Raw genomic sequence first — 17182 nt, forward strand, 5'->3', positions numbered from 1 at the left:
GTGCCCCATGACTCCAGTGTGCGAGTTGAGCGCGTTGCAGCCCGAGCGCGGCGTCGCCGCCCTGCTGCCCGACGGGACGCAGGTGGCGCTGTTCCTCACCAGCGACGGGGGGTTGCACGCGCTGGGCAACGTGGACCCGTTCAGCGGGGCGGCGGTGCTGTCGCGGGGGATCGTCGGGGACCGGGGCGGGGTCCCGGTGGTGATCTCGCCGCTGTACAAGCAGGCTTTCGAGCTGAGCACCGGGAGGTGCCTGGACGATCCGGCGGTCGTGGTCGAGTCGTACCCGGTGAGCGTGGTGGAGGGTGTCGTGCGGGTGGGAGCGCCGTGACCGGGGGTGTGGCGGGCGGGGCTGCCGCGGGTGGGGGCGCCGCGGGCGGGGGCGCTGCGGGCGGGGGCGCCGCGGGCGGGGGTGCGGCTGCGGGTGGCGCCGCCGGGCCGCTCGCGGGGTTCACGGTGGGGGTCACCGCGGCCCGGCGGGCCGAGGAGCTGGTGGCGCTGCTGGAGCGGAAGGGCGCGGCGGTGCTGCACGGGCCTGCGATCCGGATCGTCCCGCTGCACGACGACGCGAAGCTGCTGGAGGCCACGGAGCTGGTGCTCGCCCGGCAGGTCGACGCGGTCGTGGCCACCACCGGGATCGGGTTCCGGGGGTGGGTCGAGGCCGCGGAGGGGTGGGGGCTCGGGGCGCGGTTGTTGACGGCGCTCGGGGACGGGTTGCTGCTGGCGCGGGGGCCGAAGGCGCGGGGGGCCGTGCGGGCCGCCGGGCTGGTGGAGGACTGGTCGCCGTCGAGCGAGTCCAACGCCGAGCTGTTGGAGCACCTGCTGGGGCTGGGGGTGGCGGGGAAGCGGATCGCGGTGCAGCTGCACGGGATTCCGCTGCCGGAGTTCACCGGGGCGCTGCGGGAGGCCGGGGCCGAGGTGGTGGAGGTCCCGGTCTACCGGTGGACGGGGCCTGCCGATCCAGGGCCGTTGGAGAGGTTGCTGGAAGGGGTGCTGTCGGGGCAGGTGGACGCGATGACGTTCACGTCGGCGCCCGCGGCGGCCTCGGTGCTGGAGACGGCTCGGCAGATGGGGCGGTACGAGGAGGTCGTCGGGGCGCTGCGGCGGGTGCTGGTGGTGTGCGTGGGGGCGATCGCGGCCGGGCCGCTGGTGGCGGTGGGGGTTCCGGTGGTGCAGCCGGGGCGGGCCCGGATGGGGGCGTTGGCCAGGGAAGTGGTGGTGGAGCTCCCGGCTCGGGCGGTTCGGGTTCCGGTGGAGGGGCGGGAGATCGAGCTGCGGGGGCAGGGGGTGCTGGTGGACGGGGAGCTGCGGCCGGTCGCGCCCGCGCCCATGGCGGTGCTGCGGGCGTTGGTGCAGGCGCGGGGGCGGGTGGTGTCGCGGAAGGAGTTGTTGGCGGCGTTGCCCGGGGGTGGGGAGGAGCACGCGGTGGAGACGGCGGTGGGGCGGTTGCGGACCGCGCTCGGGGATCCGGGGGTGGTGGCGACCGTGGTGAAGCGGGGGTACCGGTTGGCGGTGGAGCCCTCGCGGTTCGAGTGCGGTGGGGTGGCGGTGTGAGCGCGGGGGGCACGTTGGTGCTGGTGGCGCACGGGACTCGGCATCCGGGTGGGGGTGTGGTCGTCGAGGAGATCGCGCGGTTGGTCCGGGAGCGGGGTGGGGTTGACGTCCGGGTTGCTTACGCGGACGTGCGGCAGCCTGACGTGACCGCGGTGTTGCGGGAGGTTCGGGGGGCGGCGGTGGTGGTGCCTGCGTTCTTGGCGGCTGGGTACCACGTGCGGGTTGATGTGCCTGCGCAGGTCGTGGCGTCGGGGCACCGGGATGTGGTGATCACCGAGCCGATCGGGGCTGCGGTGGTTCCGGCGGTGGTGGAGCGGTTGCGGGAAGCCGGGTGGAGGGAGGGGGACCCGGTGGTGCTCGGGGCGGCTGGGTCTTCGGACGCTCGGGCGTTGGGGGAGGTTCGGAAGGTCGCGGAGGTGCTGGGCCAGCGGGTTGGGGGGCCGGTTCGGGTTGGGTATGCGGCTACTGCTTCGCCTCGGATTGGGGAGGTGGTGGCTGAGGTTCGGGCTGCGGGTGTGGGTGCGGGTGTGGGTGGGGCTGGGGCTGGGTGGGGTGGGCGGGTTGCGGTGGCGTCGTGGTTGTTGGCGCCTGGGGTTTTTCACCGGGGGATGCGGGAGTGCGGGGCCGAGATCGTGTCTGAGCCGATCGGTGCGCATGATCGGGTGGTTGAGGCGGTTTTGCTGCGGTATTACGAGGGGCGTTGTTCGCGGTGGGCGGCTTGAGCGGTTGGGCTGGGGTTTGGGGATTTAAGAGCTGAAGATCAAGAGCTGAAGGGCTCGCCTCGCCGGCGGGGCAGACCTCCAAAAAAGAGGGGGACGGGCTCTGCCGGCCGGTGACCGTTGGTCCTGTGGTCCGGTTTACCCCTGCGGTGGTCCGGGTCCCTCTTTCCCGTTTGGCCTCCTTTCAGGCAAGCACGCTCGTCAAGACGCCGTACGACTCGGGCGGTCTTCCGGGCAGTGCGGCGGCATCTTGACGAGCGTGCTCGGGCTTCGCCAGGCCAAACGGGAAAGAGGGACGCGGGAGTGGGGCTGCGTGGGCTCGCTTCGCTCGCCCCGCAGCCCGCGAGGCGGTTGGCTTACGGGCTGCGGGTTCGGCTACGGGCCGGTCTTGGGGATCGTGGTGGGGAGTGGTGTGGGGCTGCGGCGGGTTAGCAGGTAGGCGTAGAGGGCGCCTGCCAGGCCGCTCAGGCAGACCAGCGTTCCGCTCAGGCGGCCTGCCAGGGGGATGGCGTTGTCGGGCACGGTGCTCGCCGACTGGAGCAGGGTGTCCGCTGTCGTGTTCGCCTTCACGAGCACGCGCACGATCTCGTTCTCGCTGTGGCCGCAGCCGTCCAGCTTGGCCTCGTGGCGGGTGCCGTTTAGGTCGTACGCGACCTGGTCGAAGGCCTCCGGGCCGCTGCAGGGGGCCGGGGTTGTCACGGTTGCCTCGGTCAGGGCGCCCTCGGCTGTGGATTCCGGCCAGGACAGGGCGACCACCACCGCTACCGCGGCGAGGCCGACGACGAGGAGCGCGAGCGCCCACCGGACGGGGTTGAGCCGAAGCGCCACGGGTGGATGTTGGCAGACGGCGTGTCGGGTTGTCGTGGGGGCTCGGGTGTGCGTTCGGCGGTCGAGCTGAGGGTGGGCTGAAGGTCGGCGGACGTTCCGGGGCTATCGGTCGCAGAATGGACCCGTGCCAACTGCTGCCAGGGTGCTGGTGATCGAGGACGCGGAGGCTATCGGGGCCGCGGTGGGCTCGGCCCTGCGCGAGCAGGGCTACCAGGTGCGGGTCCGGCCCGACGGGCGTGACCTGGAAGGGGAGTTGACGCGGTTCCGGCCCGACCTCGTCGTGCTGGACGTGATGCTGCCTGGGCGCGACGGGTTCGCGCTGCTGGAGGTGATCCGGCGGGGCAGCGGGGCCGGTGTGGTGATGCTCACGGCTCGGGACGGGGTGCAGGACCGGCTGCGCGGGCTGGACCGCGGGGCCGACGACTACGTGACCAAGCCGTTCGTGCTCGCCGAGGTGGTGGCGCGGGTGAGCGCGGTGCTGCGGAGGTTGGGGCGCACGCCGTCGACGGTGCAGATCGGGGACCTGGTCGTCGACGCGGACTCGGCCGTGGTCGTGCGGGGGAACGCGCAGGTCGAGCTGACGGCGACCGAGCTGCGGCTGCTGCGGTACCTGGCGGCGCAGCGGGGGCGGGTGGTCGGCAAGACGCAGATCCTCACGGCGGTGTGGGGGTACGAGGACTACGACCCGAACCTGGTGGAAGTGCACGTCAGCGCGTTGCGCCGGAAGCTGGAGGAGCACGGGCCCCGGCTGCTGCACACGGTCCGGGGACTGGGGTACGTGCTGCGCGCGGAGGACTCGTGAGCCTGCGCACGGTGTCGCTGCGGCGCCGGGTCACGGTGTCGTCGGCGGCCGTGCTGGCGGTGGTGGTGCTCGGGCTGGTGCTGCTGGTGGACTCGCAGTTCGAGGCGCAGTCGCGGCGGGACATGGACGCGGTGCTCCAGGACAAGGCGCGCGCGGCGCAGCAGTTCGTGAAGCAGCGGGTGCGGGGCGCGGAGCTGGTGAACCGGCTGGAGAACCGCGGCGTGCGGGTGCTGGTGGAGCTGCCCAGCGGGCTGAAGTTCGGGCAGGAGCCCAGCGGGGACGTGCGGCGGGAGGTGACCCGGAACCTCGCGGACGGGTCCACGGTGACGCTGTACGCGGACACGAGCGTGCTGTCGGCGGCGCAGTCGCGGCTGCGGAGCGTGCTGGTGACGGGTGGGCTGGCGGCCATCGGCGGGGCGGTGGTGGCGCTGGTGTGGGTCGTGCGCCGGGCGCTGGCGCCGCTGGACGCGATGACGACGCTCGCCCGCTCGATCGCGGCCGGGCGGCGCGGGCACCGGCTCAACCCGTCGCGGGTGGAGAACGAGCTGGGGCGCACGGCGGCGGCCTTCGACGACATGCTCGACTCGCTGGAGGGGTCGGAGCAGCGGACCAAGCGGTTCGTGGCGGACGCGGCGCACGAGCTGCGCACCCCGATCGCCGGGGTGCAGGCGGTGGCCGAGGCGCTGGTGCAGAGCTCGTCGGCGGAGGAGCGGGAGCAGTTCAACCTGCTGCTGGTGCGGGAGGCGCGGCGGGCCGGGCGGCTGGTGGACGACCTGCTGCAGCTGGCGCGGATAGACGCGGGGCTGGAGCTGCAGGTGGGGCCGGTGGACCTGCTGGGGCTGGCCGAGGCGGAGGTGGCGCGCAGCCGGTTGCTGGTGCCGGACCTGGACGTCGAGGCCGAGGGCGAGCGGGTCGTGGTGGTGGCGGACGCGGAGCGGTTGGCGCAGGTGCTGGTGAACCTGGTGGACAACGCGCGGCAGGCCACCGGGCCGGAGGGCGTGGTGCGGCTGCGGGTGTGGCGGGCCGGGGACCGGGCCTGGCTGACCGTGTCGGACAACGGGCCTGGCGTGCCGCTGCTGGAGCGGGAGCGGATCTTCGACCGGCTGGTGCGGCTCGACGAGTCGCGCGACCGGCGGCGGGGCGGGTCGGGGTTGGGGTTGTCGATCGCGCGCGGCGTGGTGCGGGCGCATGGCGGTGAGTTGACCTGCCTGGCACCGCAGATGGGGCGGCCAGGGGCGACGTTCCGGGTGGTCCTGCCGATCGGGGTCGAGGCGGGGGAGGGGCGCGAGGACGGGGACGAACCGTCCGCCGAGGCGGGCGCGGGTGGTCCTGCGGTGGTGGCGGGGCCCGCAGGGCCGGAGCGCTTGGACGAGGACCGGGCTTAACACCCGGTCAGGACTCGTGGGCGTCTTCCCCGGCTGCGGCGCGCTCGGCGTTCTCACGGCGGGCCCGGACCTCGTCCCTGGCGGCCTGCTTGGCCGCCATCTCGGCCACCATGCCGTCGTCGGCGTACATGGAGCCGAAAACCAGGACGTACATGGCCACGTAGAAGATCACGTCGTCGTTCACCGCGAACGCGGTGGCGCGCATGGTCGGGATCACCAGACCGAGCACCACGAGAGCGACCAGTCCGGCCGCGATGATCACGTGGTGGCCCTTCGGCGGGCGCGGGGCGTCGGTGGCTAATTCCCGGCCCTGCTGCGGTTCCTCGCTCATGCCGACCGGATTACCCGGTGGGAGCGAAAGAGATTCACGTCAGCCGGGGCCGGAGCCGGGGCCGCCCGCGTGGGGCGGCCCCGGTCGGTGGGGATCAGCGCCGGACCAGCTCGTCCTCCTCCGGCGGCGTCACCTTCTTCACGTACAGCAGCTTGTCGCCCGCCTCCACCGCGTCCGCCTCGGCCGCGTCGATGCGGTACAGCTTCCCGCCCCGCACCACGCCCAGCACGATGTCCGACAGGTGCCGGGGCGAGCCGCCGACCTCCTCCGGCTCGACGTCGCGCTCCGCGATCGCCAACCCCGAGTCCGGGGTCAGCAGGTCCTCGACCATGTCGACCACGGTCGGCGTCGCGGTGGCCATGCCGAGCAGTCGCCCGGCCGTCTCGCTGGAGACCACCACCGAGTCCGCGCCGGACTGGCGCAGCAGGTGCTCGTTCTCCCGCTCCCGCACCGCCGCCACGACCTGCGCGCCGTCGCGGGCCAGCTCGCGGGCGGTCAGGGTGACCAGCACGGCGGTGTCGTCGCGGTTCGCCGCGACCACCACCGCCCGCGCCCTGGGCACCCCGGCGACCTTCAGCACGTCGTTGCTGGTCCCCGAGCCGAGCACGGTCACCAGGCCGATGGCGGAGGCCGCGTCGAGCGCCGACTGGGCGGTGTCCACCACGACGATCGAGCCGGGGTCCGCCCCGTCGCCGAGCAGGGCGCTCACGGCGGAGCGGCCCTTCGTCCCGTACCCGATGACGACCACGTGGTCGCGCACCTTGGTCCTCCACTTCTGAATGCGCAAGGCCTGGCGGGAGCGCTCGGTGAGCACTTCCAGGGTCGTGCCGACCAGGACGATCAGGAACAGCACCCGCAGCGGGGTGATGACGAGCACGTTGATGAGCCTGGCCGACGAGCTGGCCGGGGTGATGTCGCCGTAGCCGGTCGTGGACAGCGAGACGGTCGCGTAGTAGACCGCGTCGAGCAGCGACAGGCCGTCGCCGTTGACGTCGCGGTAGCCGTCCCGGTCCAGGTAGACGATCAGCACGGCGGCGATCAGCGCGGCCAGCGCGCCGATCACCCGCTTCATGATCGCCTGGACCGGGCTCTGCACCGTGTCGGGCATCTTGACCACGCCGACGAGGGAGTGGCCGGGGCGCTCGCTCAGCGGCTCCCCCATGAGGTGCTTCATCACGCCGGCGGCTCCCCGCTCGCGAGCCGCTCGGGCAGGGTGCGCCACAGCACGGCCAGCGCCTCGGCCCCGGAAAGCAGCAGCGGCACGACGACGCGCTCGTCGGGGGCGTGGATGTTGTCGTCGGGCAGCGCCACGCCGAAGTAGACGACCGGCACGCGCAGCGTCTCGTGCAGCACGGCGGCGGGGCCGGAGCCGCCCGTGCGGCTGAACCGGACCGGCTTGCCGAGCGCGCCTTCGAGGGCGTCGCGGACCGCGCCGACCGCCGGGTGCGCGACGTCCACCGCGTACGGCGGGACCCCGTCGCCCCGGCTGACGATCTCGGCGCTCAGGCCCTCGGGGGTGTGGGCGTCGACGAACTCGCGCAGCGCCTCCGCGACGTGCTCGGGGCGCTGGCCGGGCACCAGCCGGAACGACAGCTTCACGCGGGCGTCGGCGGGCACGACGGTCTTCAGGCCCGGCCCGGTGTAGCCCGCGACCAGGCCGTTGACCTCGGCGGTGGGGCGCACCCAGACGCGTTCGAGGGTGGACCAGCCGCTCTCGCCGGACAGGCCCCGCGCCCGGCCGGAGTTGGTCAGCCACACCTGTTCGTCGAACGGGAGCGAGGCGTAGTCGGCGCGCTCGACGTCCGTGGGCAGCACGACGTGGTCGTAGAAGCCGGGGAGCTGGACGCGGCCGTCCTCGTCGTGCAGGGCGGCGACGAGCCTGGCGAGCGCGGTGGCCGGGTTCGGGATGCTGCCGCCCGCCCGTCCGGAGTGGACGTCGGTGGCGCCGCCGGTGACCACGACCTCGGCGCCGTAGACGCCGCGCTGGCCGGTGCACACGGTCGGGGCCTCGCGCGAGTACAGCGGGGTGTCGGTGAAGACGACCAGGTCGCAGTCCAGCTCGGGGCCGTGGTCGGCGAGGGTGCGGGCGATGTGCGGGGAGCCGCCCTCCTCCTCGCCCTCGACGAACAGCTTGAGCGTGACCGCCGGGGTGGTGCGGCCGGTCGCAGCCAGGTGGGCGCGCACGCCCAGCAGGTGCATGGCGACCTGGCCCTTGTCGTCGCTGGCCCCGCGACCGAACAGCTCCTCCCCGACCAGGGTTGGCTCGAACGGGGGACGGGTCCACCGCTCGACCGGGTCGACCGGTTGCACGTCGTGGTGGCCGTAGACCAGCACGACGGGGGCGTCCGGGTCGGCGGACGGCCAGTGGGCGTAGACGGCGGGCTGGGCGGGCCCCTCGTCCCAGACGCGCACGTCCGGCCAGCCGTCGGCGCGCAGCGCCTCGGCCAGCCAGGCGGCCGACCTGGCGACGTCGCCGTGGTGGGCCGGGTCGACCCCGATGGAGGGGATGGCGAGCCAGTCCCGCAGACCGGCGAGGAACTCGTCGGCCCGCGCGGTCGTCGCCGCGCGCTCGGGGGGCTCGGGATGTTCGGAATTTTCCGGATCACCGCTCACGGTGCGGGAGGATAACCCTGGTGGCGCGGAGCCGGGGCACGCGTGACAGGGTGGGGGTCATGCACCACCCCGCTCGTTCCCGGTCGGTCCGGGCGCAGGCACTGGCCGCCCTGCTGGGCGTGGCCGGGCTCGCGCACTTCGCGCGGCCTGCGGCGTTCGACTCGATCGTGCCGCGCTCGCTGCCCGGCAGCCCCCGGACCTGGACGAACGCCTCCGGCGTCGCCGAGCTCGCGCTGGCCGCCGCCGTCGCCGCGCCGCGCACCAGGCGCGTGGGCGCGCTGCTCGCCGCGGGGTTCTTCGTCGCGGTCTTCCCGGCGAATGTGAAAATGGCTTACGACTACCGACGGGACTCCGCCCGCGCGAGGACACTCGCCTGGGGCCGCCTCCCGCTCCAAGTGCCGTTGGTGCTGTGGGCGTTGAGAGTGCGCAGGGACGCCCGCTGATCCGCGCCAGGCGACCGCTCGGCGACCGGGCCGGCTGTTGCTCCTGCCGCTCACATCGCGACTAGACCTAGGATGCACTAGTGCAACCGCTACTGCACCGTGCCGCCACGGCACTCGGGTGGCGCGGGATCGTGGTCCCGGACGTCGCCGTACTCGGCCAGCGGGTGTCAGCCGTCGTGCGGCTCCGCGCCGACGTGCACCGGTGGCGGAGCGCGAACGACTGGCCGCCGCACGCCGACCCGTCCTGGTTCCGCTCCTGGTTCGAGCCCTCCGTCCACGACCGCCTCCCCGTCTCCGCCGTCGAGCTGGTCGGGGTGCTCGTCGGGGAGTGCAGCGCCGACCAGGCGCTCCAGGCCTGCGGGACGCTGATGACCCTCGCGCCCTGCGCGGTCGTGCTGCCCACCGCCCAGCGCGACGAGGCGTGGCCGCTGATCGAGCTGGACTACTACGGGATCGGGGTGGTCGCGGTCGACGAGGAGGACGAGGGCGCCCCGGCCGAGCTGGTCGTGCCGCCGGAGGACCGGTCGGCGGAGTTCGGGCCGTCGCTGTTCGGGCGGTGGCTGCTGGAAGTGCTGTACGAACGGGTGCTCAAGGAGGTCCCCGACCACGCTCGGGTCAGCTCCTGAGGGCCCGGCTCACTCCTTCGGGCGGAGATCGGGCACCGTCCGGATGAGGGCGCGCAGCCCCTCGGCGTCGAGCAGGTCGGCGGGGCGGAGCGTGCGGTCGTCGCGGACGTAGTGGAAGGCGGCCCTGACCAGCTCCACCGGGCTGCCCGACAGCGACGCCCAGGCCAGCCGGTACGCCGCGAGCTGCACGGACAGCGACGGCACCCGGTCGGCCTCGGGCACCCGGCCGGTCTTCCAGTCCACGACGGTCCACCCGCCGTCGGGGTCGGCGAACACGGCGTCCATCCGCCCGCGCACCGCGAGCCCGTCCACCTCGGCCTCGAAGGGCACCTCGACGGCGTGCGGCGTGCGGTCGGCCCAGGCGCTGGCCAGGAACGCCTCCTGCAGCCGCCCCAGCTCCCCGTCCGGCACGGCGTCCTCGTCGGCGGCGCCGGGCAGCTCGTCCAGCTCCAGCAGCCGGACCGCCCCGAACCGCCGCTCCAGCCAGGTGTGGAACGCGGTGCCCCGGCGGGCGAGGGGGTTCGGCGGGAACGGCAGCGGGCGGCGCAGGCGGCGGGCCAGCTGGTCGGGGTCGGTGGCCAGCTCGACGAGCTGGCTGACCGACAGGTGCTCGGGCAGCAGGACGCGCTCGCGCCGGTCCATGGCGGCGGCCCGCTCGGCGAGCAGCACGTCGACGTCCCGCGCCCAGCCCTCGGGATCGGCGGCGTCGGGATCGCTGGTCTGGGGGTCGGTGGGGACGGGGGCGCCGATCTCGGGATCGGTGGGGATGGAGGCGCTGACTCTGGGATCGGTGGGGATGGAGGCGCTGACTCTGGGATCAGTGGGGACGGGGGTGCTGACTCTGGGATCGGCGGGGGCGGGATCGCTGCTCTCGGGATCGGCGGGGGCGGGATCGGTGGTCTCCGGGGTGGCGGGGACGGGGGCGGTGGGGGTGGAGGGCTCCTCGGGGAGGTCTGCCTCTTCGGGGGACACCGAATCACCCTCGGGAGCGAACCCCGACGGGGTAGCGGTGTCGGTGGCGAGGGTGGTCGTTTCGGCATCGGGCAGCACGGCGGAGACCCCGCCGCCCGCGCTCAGCCGGGCAGCCGAGATCGCCCCTGCGCCCGGACCGGGCGCGGGGGTGGCTGCTCCGGGGGCGGCGGTCTCCGGCTCGGTGGTCTCCGGGGCACTGCCCTCGGGGGCCGCCGCCTCGGGCGCGTCGACCACTTCGGTGGCGCCTGCGGTGTCCGCCTTCCCCGCCTCCGGGGCGTCCAGGGGGGCGCCGTCGTCCCAGGGCTCGTCCGGGGTCGTCCACTCGCCCCAGTCGCCGTCCGGTTCCTCCGGTGGCGGTGGGGGTTCCTCCTCGTCCGAGGGCAGCCACTCGTCGTCCGGGGGCACCCACTCCTCGCCCGCCTCACCCGCGTCGGCCGTCCCGGTCTCGGGTTCGGCCGCGGCGGGCTCGTCGGTCCCGCCGGGCGGCTCGTGCTCCGCGGCCTCGCGCAGCCGGTCCAGCGCGGCGACGACCATGGCCGCGCCCTCGGACACCGCGTCGCGGCGCGAGCCCAGCGGGTCGGCGGGCCACTGGGCCGTCTTCGCCTGCGCCGCCAGGGGGTTCTCGTCCTCCAGGCCCGGCGCGGGGGCCCAGGTGACCACGTCGGCGGGTGGGTGCTCCGCGCCCGCCACGACCTCGCGCAGCTCGGTCAGGAACGCCGACGGGCCCTTCGGGCTCGCACCCGTCTCGCCCCACCAGTGGCCCGACACCAGCAGGCTGTGCTCGGACCTGGTCAGCGCCACGTACAGCAGCCGCCGCTCCTCGACCAGCCGCCGCTCCTCGAACTCGTCCGCGTGCCGGTCGAGCGCCTCCTCGACCTCCTTGCGGTTCGCCCCGCCCGGCACCCGCAGCTCCGGCAGGTCCTGGGCGTCGCCGCGCAGCGCGGCGGGCAGCTCGGTCACCGACTTCAGCCACGACGCCGACTTCCGCCGACCGGGGAAGACGTCCTTCACCACGTGCGGCACGGCGACGATCCGCCACTCCAGGCCCTTGGCCGAGTGCATCGTCACCAGCTGCACCCGGTTGTCCACCACCTCGACCTCGCCGGGCGCCAGGCCGTCCTCGGCGTGCTCGGCGGTGCGCAGGTAGTCCAGCAGCGCGGGCAGGGTCGCCGCCGGGCTGGCCGCCGCGAAGTCCGACACCACGTCCGCGAACGCGTCCAGGTGCGCCCGCCCCACCCCGCCCGGCCGGGCGACCGCCTCGATGTCCAGCAGCAGGGTCCGCTCGACGTCGGCGACCAGCTCCGGCAGCGGCTGGGTCAACCGCCTGCGCAGCGCGGCCAGCTCCGCGCCCAGCCGCCGGATGCGGCGGTAGCCCTCGGCCGAGTAAGCGGACGGGTCACCGGGGTCGTCGAGCGCGTCCGCGAGCCCGGCCTGCTCGGAGTGCTCGCCGGGCAGCGCGTCGGCCAGCACGGACAGCGGGTCGTCGTCCGGGGACTTGCGCGCGGGCGCCCCCGCCAGGTCGCGGGCGCGCTGCCACATCGCGGCCAGGTCGAAGGCGGCGATCCGCCAGCGGGAACCGGTGAGCAGCCGGGTGGCGGCGGTGCCCGCGAGCGGGTCGACCAGGACGCGCAGGGCGCTGGTGAGGTCGCGCACCTCCGGCTCGTCCAGCAGCCCGCCGAGGCCGACGACCTCCACCGGCAGCCCCCGGTCACGCAGCACGGCGGCGATCGCGGGCATGTCGGAGCGGCGGCGCACCAGCACGGCCGCGGTCGGCGGCTCGTCGCTGGTGTCCACGTGGGCGCGCCACTGCTCGGCGACGGTGTCCGCCAGCCACTCCAGCTCGGCCCGCACGTCGGGGAACAGGCCGATCCGCACGTCGCCCGGCTCGACGCCGTCGCGCGCCCGCAGCGGCGCCACGTCCAGGCCCGCCGCGCGCAGCGGACCGGACACGGCGTTCGCCAGGTGCAGCACCTCGGGCGGGTTGCGGAAGCTGGTGAGCAGCTCGTACTTGTCGGCGGGCGGGAAGTCCTCGCGGAACCGGGGCAGGTTGGCCGCGCTCGCGCCGCGCCAGCCGTAGATGGCCTGGGCGGGGTCGCCGACCGAGGTGACCGGCATCGGGTCGCCGTCGCCGAACAGGGCGCGCAGCAGCACGCGCTGGGCGTGGCCGGTGTCCTGGTACTCGTCGAGCAGCACGGCGCCGTAGCGCTCGCGCTCGCCCTCGACGACCTCCGGGTGCCCGGTGGCCAGGCGGGCGGCGAGGCTCATCTGGTCGGCGAAGTCCAGGACGGCGTCGCGGCGCTTGCGGGCCCGGTAGGCGTCGAGCAGCGGCAGCAGGGCGACGCGCAGGCGCTGGGCGTCCACGATCTCCTGGAGCTTCTCCGGCAGAGCGTCCTTCTGCCTCGGCGCCTTGGGGGCGTGCTCGATCAGCGCGCACAGGTGCTCGGCGTGCGCGAGGAGCTGCTCGGGCTCGACCAGGTGCTCGCCCAGCTCGCCCGCGAGGGAGAGCAGGTAGGAGGTGATCGTGGTGGGGATCTTGTCGGTGTCGAGGTCCTGGGTCCACGCCGACACCACGCGGTGCGCGAGCTGCCACGCCGCGGTCTCGGTGAGCAGCCGCACGCCGGGCTCCACGGGCAGTCGCAGCCCGTGCTCGCTCACCAGGCGACCCGCGTAGGCGTGGTAGGTGAGCACGACCGGCTCGGTGGTGAGCACGGCGGCGCGGCGGCGGCCGGACGGGTCGAGCCGGTCCAGCAGCGGCGACCCGGCGAGGCGGCGCAGCCGTCCACGCACCCGCTCGCCGAGCTGCCGGGCGGCCTTGCGGGTGAAGGTGAGGCCGAGGACCCGGTCGGGCGTGACGACGCCGTTCGCGACCAGGTAGACGACGCGCGCGGCCATGGTCTCGGTCTTGCCCGCGCCCGCGCCCGCCACGACCAGCGCGGGTGCGGCGGGCGAGGCGATGACGGCGGCCTGCTCGGGCGTCGGCGGGTGCAGGCCGAGGGCGTCGGCGATGTCGGCGGGCGAGGCGTGCGGAACCGCACCACCCCGCTGGACACCACCCGCCGCGACCACGTGGGGCATTGTCCACGTCATCCGCGGACCACCCCGGTCGGCGGGCCGGGGGGAGTGGAAGATCCACTGCAACGGGGCCGGTCAGCGGGGCGCGCGGGGGTGGGCGGGTGAGCGCCATCACCACGGGTGCGGAGCCGAACGGGGGGTGGGGGCACGGTGGGGGCGGTACCCGACGCGCCCGGTCGGCACACCTGGGGAGCCGGGGGCGTCGGGCGCATCGCGGGAAGCGGGTTGGGATGGCGAGGGCTGCGGAGGTGGGGACGGGCGAGGAGGAGAAGGAGGAGGAGAAGGAGGAGGCGGGCTGGGGCGCAGGCGCGGGGCTGAGCGCAGGCACGGGTCCGAGGGCGGGCCCAGCCGCAGGTGTGGACGTGGGCTCGGGCGCGTGCGCGGACACCCGTGCGGGCGCGCGTGAGGGCTGAAGCCATGGCGGGCGCGTGGAAGCCGGGCAGCACCGGGCCGTTCGCGCCAACCCCGCGCCTGTCCGTGCGAATCCCGTGCCTGCCCGCGCCGACCCCGCGCCTGCCCGCGCCAAGCCCGTGCCTGCCCGCGCCAAGCCCGCGCGCGTCCAGCGGCCGACCCCGCCCCCTGGCCGCCCGTTCCCCGCTCATCCCGCCCCCGCTCGCCGCTGCCCCCGCCTTACCCCCACCCCGCTCACCTCCCCAACTGCCGCCCGGAGGCGTGCACCGGGCACGAGGTCCGCGCCGGGCAGCGGTCGCAGTCCGGGTTCTCCTCCGCCCGGTACCCCGGCCCCACGCTCGACCCCGCCGCCTCCTGCACCCGCTCCAACCAGACCCGCACCCCCTGCTCGTCCAGCGGCGTCTGCTCCAGCTGGGCGGCGCCGGTCTTCTTGTTCTCCTTCGCCACGTACAGCAGCGCCGCGCCGCCCGGATCGGTCCCCAGGCCCAGGTGCGTGAAACCGCCCAGCGCCGACGCCAGCTGGTACACCGCCAGCTGCGGGTGCTCCTGCGCGTCCTTCTTGCTCACCGGCGTCTTCGCCGTCTTGATGTCCACCACCACCGGCCTGCCGTCGCGGTCGGTCTCCAGCCGGTCCACCCGGCCGCGCACCCTCAGCCTCGGGCCGCCCTCCACCTTCGGCAGGTCGACGGAGATCTCCTCCTCCACCGACACCTGCGTCAGCTGCCCCCGGCTCGCCGACAGCCACGCCAGGAACGCGTCGAGCATCCGCTCCACCCGCATCCGCTCGCGCCGCGAGAACCACGGCGCCCCCGCGTCCACCGCCGTCCACGCCTCGTCCAGCTTCTCCTTCAGCTCCGCCTCGCCCGCCCCCGACGCGGCGGCCTGCGCCAGCGCGTGCACGAGCGTGCCGGTGATCGACGCCAGCTCCGCCGGGTCCTGCCCGCCGTGCCGCTCGACCACCCACCGCACCGGGCACTTCGACAGCGTCTCCACCGTCGACGGCGACACCGACACGGTGTGCTCCTCGGTCCACAGCGGCACGTCGGTGGTCACCGGGGCCAACCCGTACCAGGTGTCCGGGTGCGCCCCCGGCACCCCGTCGGCCGCCAACCTGGCCAGCTGGGTCGCCGCCCGGTCCCTGCGGTCGGCGCTCTCACCCGGATCGCACACCACCCGCCGCAGCTCCCCGACCAGCTCGGCCAGCACCAGCCCCCGCTCCGGCGGGGTGATCCGCCGCTCGGCCTCGCCCTCGCCCGCGTCCTCCAGCTCGTCCAGGAACCGGGACGGCTGCGCGTCCTCGCCGCGCACCGCGCTCACCAGCAGCACCCGCCGCGCCCGGCTGGTCGCCACGAGCAGCAGCCTGCGCTCCTCGGCCAGCAGCGGGGCCACGGCCGACGCGCCAGCGCCGACCCCGGACACCAGGTCCACCAACCGCTCCACGCCCAGCAGCGACCCGCGCAGCCGCAGGTCCGGCCACGTGCCCTCCTGCACGCCGGGCACCGCCACGACCTCCCACTCCTGCCCGGCCGACGCGTGCGCGGTCAGCACCGCCACGGCCTCCCCGACGGGCGCGGCGGCGGCCAGCGTGTCGCCGACGATGTGCTGCGCCTCCAGGTAGTCGGCGAACCCGTCCGGCGACGCGCCGGGCAGCCGGTCCACGTACTTGGCGGCGGTCTCGAACAGCGCCACGACCGCGTCCAGGTCCCGGTCGGCCTGCATCCCGGTGGTGCCGTGCCGCGAGGACATCGCCACCCACCGGTCCTGCAGACCCGTGTCCTGCCACAGGTCCCACAGCACGACCTCGACGCTGGACCCGCGCCTGATGCTGTCGCGGGCGGTGCGCAGCAGCCGGGCCACCCGCCGGGCGGGCGCGGACTCGGCGTCCTCCAGCGCGGCCAGCCGGTCCCGGTCCTCGATCACCTCCACGAGCAGCTCGCCGCTCGGCCGGTCCCGGCCCGCCGCGATCTCCAGCCTGCGCAGACCCCGCCGCAACCGGCGCAGCGCCAGCGGGTCGGCCCCGCCGAGCGGCGAGGACAGCAGCATCGCGGCCGTGTCCTCGTCCAGCGATCCGGGCACGGCCGCGCAGCGCAGCAGCGCCAGCAGCGGCGTCACGGCGGGCTGGCGGGCCAGCGGCAGGTCCGTGCCCGGCACCGCCACCGGGACGCCCGCCGCGAGCAGGGCGCGCTGGATCACCGGCAGCGACCTGGTCGCCGACCGCACCACCACCGCCATCCGCGACCACGGCACCCCGTCCACCAGGTGCGCGCGGCGCAACCGGTCGGCCACCCAGGACGCCTCCTGCGCCTCGGACGCGAACAGCCGCACCTGCGTCGTGCCGCCCTCGCCGACCGGGGAGACCTCGCGCGCGGGCGAGGCCCCCGGCAGCCGCGAGGCGAGCCCGGCGGTGGCGGCGCGCACCGCCGACGACAGCCGGTGGCTGCGGGAGAGCACCACCTGCGGGCTGTCGCCGTCCACGAGCAGCCTCGGATCGGCCCCCCGGAACGAGAACACCGCCTGGTCCGGGTCGCCGAACAGCAGGAACTCGTCCGCCGCCGACCCGACCGCGCGGATCAGGGCGTGCTGCAGCGGGTCCAGGTGCTGGGCGTCGTCCACGTACACGTGCCGCACGCGCGCCCGCTCGCCGGACAGCAGCTCCTCGTCGTTCTCGAACGCCAGCAGCGCGTTGTCCACCAGCTCGGCCGCGTCGTAGGCGGGCGCGAGGCCCTGCGAGGCCAGCAGCGACACCTGCTCGTACTGCTCGCCGAACAGCCCGGCCGCCACCCACTCGTCGCGCCCGTGCCCCTCGCCCAGCGCCACCAGGTCCTCGGGGGCCAGCCCGCGCTCGACCGCGCGCAGCAGCAGGTCCCGCAGCTCCCCGGCGAACCCCGGCAGGGTCAGCGCGGGCCGCAGCCGCTCCGGCCAGTGCCGCGCGCCCGCCTCCACGTCGCCGGTGATCAGCTCGCGCACCACGGCGTCCTGCTCGGGCCCGGCCAGCAGCCGGGGCGGCGGCTCCCCGTCCCGCACCGCGCGGGCCCGAAGCACCGCGAACGCGTACGAGTGCACGGTGCGCACCAGCGGCTCCCGCACCACGGGCAGCAGCTCGCCGTCCGGGGTGCGGCGGATCAGCGCGGTCAGGTGGGCGCGCATGGACTCGGCGGCCCGCCGGTTCGCGGTCAGCACCAGCACGCTCTCCGGAGCCGCCCCCGCGCGCACCCTGCGGGCGGCGGTCTCGGCGATCAGCGTCGTCTTGCCCGTGCCGGGACCGCCCAGCACGCGCAGCGGCCCGCCGGGGTGCTCCAGCACGCGGCGGGAGGCCGCGTCCCAGGTGGGGACGGGCCGGGGGTCCGAAGGGCCTCGGACCAGGAGGGGGGTCCTGTTGGGAGCCACGACGACGATAGAACCACGTTGCACCGACAGAACCAGCGCCGC

14 protein-coding genes are annotated in these 17182 nt (G+C 75.2%); 8 read left to right on the plus strand and 6 right to left on the minus strand.

What is annotated here, in order from left to right; all coding sequences use genetic code 11:
• Positions 1-7: 7 nt before the first annotated feature.
• The 3 genes from nirD to CNX65_RS37705 are packed head-to-tail and all read left to right on the plus strand — an operon-like array spanning position 8 to position 2273.
• Positions 8-328 carry a nitrite reductase small subunit NirD gene (gene nirD / locus CNX65_RS04140; RefSeq protein WP_373565519.1) on the plus strand — a complete coding sequence of 107 codons (321 nt, stop codon included), beginning with the start codon at positions 8-10 and terminating at the stop codon, positions 326-328.
• A gap of 8 nt (positions 329-336) precedes the next feature.
• A complete protein-coding gene (locus tag CNX65_RS04145) occupies positions 337-1551 on the plus strand; it encodes a uroporphyrinogen-III synthase (protein WP_408608533.1) in 1215 nt (404 codons plus the stop codon).
• Between the two features lie 23 nt (positions 1552-1574).
• Entirely contained in the window at positions 1575-2273 is a 699-nt protein-coding gene (locus CNX65_RS37705; protein WP_269770716.1) for a sirohydrochlorin chelatase, read from the plus strand.
• Positions 2274-2645: 372 nt separating this feature from the next.
• Here the strand turns inward: CNX65_RS37705 and CNX65_RS04155 are convergent, their stop codons facing one another.
• A complete protein-coding gene (locus tag CNX65_RS04155; protein ID WP_096491579.1) occupies positions 2646-3098 on the minus strand; it encodes a hypothetical protein in 453 nt (150 codons plus the stop codon).
• A 124-nt stretch (positions 3099-3222) separates the two neighbouring features.
• Here CNX65_RS04155 and CNX65_RS04160 point away from each other — a divergent pair, with 124 nt between their 5' ends.
• Entirely contained in the window at positions 3223-3900 is a 678-nt protein-coding gene (locus CNX65_RS04160; protein ID WP_096491580.1) for a response regulator transcription factor, read from the plus strand.
• The gene (locus tag CNX65_RS04165) at positions 3897-5285 is read left to right on the plus strand and encodes a sensor histidine kinase (RefSeq protein WP_232519695.1); all 1389 of its coding nucleotides are present in this window, start codon (positions 3897-3899) and stop codon (positions 5283-5285) included. The genes CNX65_RS04160 and CNX65_RS04165 overlap by 4 nt, the downstream gene beginning before the upstream one ends.
• A 7-nt stretch (positions 5286-5292) precedes the next feature.
• Here CNX65_RS04165 and CNX65_RS04170 read toward each other — a convergent pair whose 3' ends face one another.
• From CNX65_RS04170 to CNX65_RS04180, 3 genes are all read right to left on the minus strand, one after another.
• A complete protein-coding gene (locus CNX65_RS04170) occupies positions 5293-5616 on the minus strand; it encodes a hypothetical protein (protein WP_096491581.1) in 324 nt (107 codons plus the stop codon).
• A gap of 94 nt (positions 5617-5710) precedes the next feature.
• Entirely contained in the window at positions 5711-6790 is a 1080-nt protein-coding gene (locus CNX65_RS04175; RefSeq protein WP_096491582.1) for a potassium channel family protein, read from the minus strand.
• Positions 6790-8229, minus strand: coding sequence for a M20/M25/M40 family metallo-hydrolase (locus tag CNX65_RS04180; RefSeq protein WP_096491583.1), 1440 nt, complete (start codon positions 8227-8229; stop codon positions 6790-6792). The genes CNX65_RS04175 and CNX65_RS04180 overlap by 1 nt, the downstream gene beginning before the upstream one ends.
• Before the next feature lie 59 nt (positions 8230-8288).
• On the opposite strand from CNX65_RS04180, the gene CNX65_RS04185 reads away from it, so the two are divergent.
• Together CNX65_RS04185 and CNX65_RS04190 are read left to right on the plus strand one after the other, a co-directional pair.
• The gene (locus CNX65_RS04185) at positions 8289-8672 is read left to right on the plus strand and encodes a DoxX family protein (protein ID WP_012783472.1); all 384 of its coding nucleotides are present in this window, start codon (positions 8289-8291) and stop codon (positions 8670-8672) included.
• Positions 8673-8752: 80 nt separating this feature from the next.
• Positions 8753-9298: a hypothetical protein gene (locus tag CNX65_RS04190; protein WP_096491584.1), complete on the plus strand. Its 546-nt coding sequence runs from the start codon at positions 8753-8755 to the stop codon at positions 9296-9298.
• 9 nt (positions 9299-9307) lie between these two features.
• Here CNX65_RS04190 and CNX65_RS04195 read toward each other — a convergent pair whose 3' ends face one another.
• A complete protein-coding gene (locus CNX65_RS04195; RefSeq protein ID WP_096491585.1) occupies positions 9308-13345 on the minus strand; it encodes an ATP-dependent helicase in 4038 nt (1345 codons plus the stop codon).
• A gap of 227 nt (positions 13346-13572) precedes the next feature.
• Between CNX65_RS04195 and CNX65_RS04200 the strand changes: the two genes are divergently transcribed.
• Complete coding sequence (locus tag CNX65_RS04200) at positions 13573-13755, plus strand: hypothetical protein (protein ID WP_096491586.1); 183 nt, start codon at positions 13573-13575, stop codon at positions 13753-13755.
• A 232-nt stretch (positions 13756-13987) separates the two neighbouring features.
• Here CNX65_RS04200 and CNX65_RS04205 read toward each other — a convergent pair whose 3' ends face one another.
• Positions 13988-17140, minus strand: a complete 3153-nt coding sequence (locus CNX65_RS04205) for an ATP-dependent helicase (protein ID WP_096491587.1) — start codon at positions 17138-17140, stop codon at positions 13988-13990.
• Between the last annotated feature and the right edge of the window lie 42 nt (positions 17141-17182).

Source organism: Actinosynnema pretiosum (genome assembly GCF_002354875.1).
GTDB lineage: Bacteria > Actinomycetota > Actinomycetes > Mycobacteriales > Pseudonocardiaceae > Actinosynnema > Actinosynnema auranticum.

Bases quoted from the DNA above. Each gene is read 5' to 3' on its own strand.
- nirD (WP_373565519.1), top strand. From the start codon at position 8: ATGACTCCAGTGTGCGAGTTGAGCGCGTTGCAGCCCGAGCGCGGCGTC.
- CNX65_RS04170 (WP_096491581.1), bottom strand. From the start codon at position 5,616: ATGAGCGAGGAACCGCAGCAGGGCCGGGAATTAGCCACCGACGCCCCG.
- CNX65_RS04175 (WP_096491582.1), bottom strand. From the start codon at position 6,790: ATGAAGCACCTCATGGGGGAGCCGCTGAGCGAGCGCCCCGGCCACTCC.
- CNX65_RS04185 (WP_012783472.1), top strand. From the start codon at position 8,289: ATGCACCACCCCGCTCGTTCCCGGTCGGTCCGGGCGCAGGCACTGGCC.
- CNX65_RS04195 (WP_096491585.1), bottom strand. From the start codon at position 13,345: ATGCCCCACGTGGTCGCGGCGGGTGGTGTCCAGCGGGGTGGTGCGGTT.
- CNX65_RS04200 (WP_096491586.1), top strand. From the start codon at position 13,573: ATGGCGAGGGCTGCGGAGGTGGGGACGGGCGAGGAGGAGAAGGAGGAG.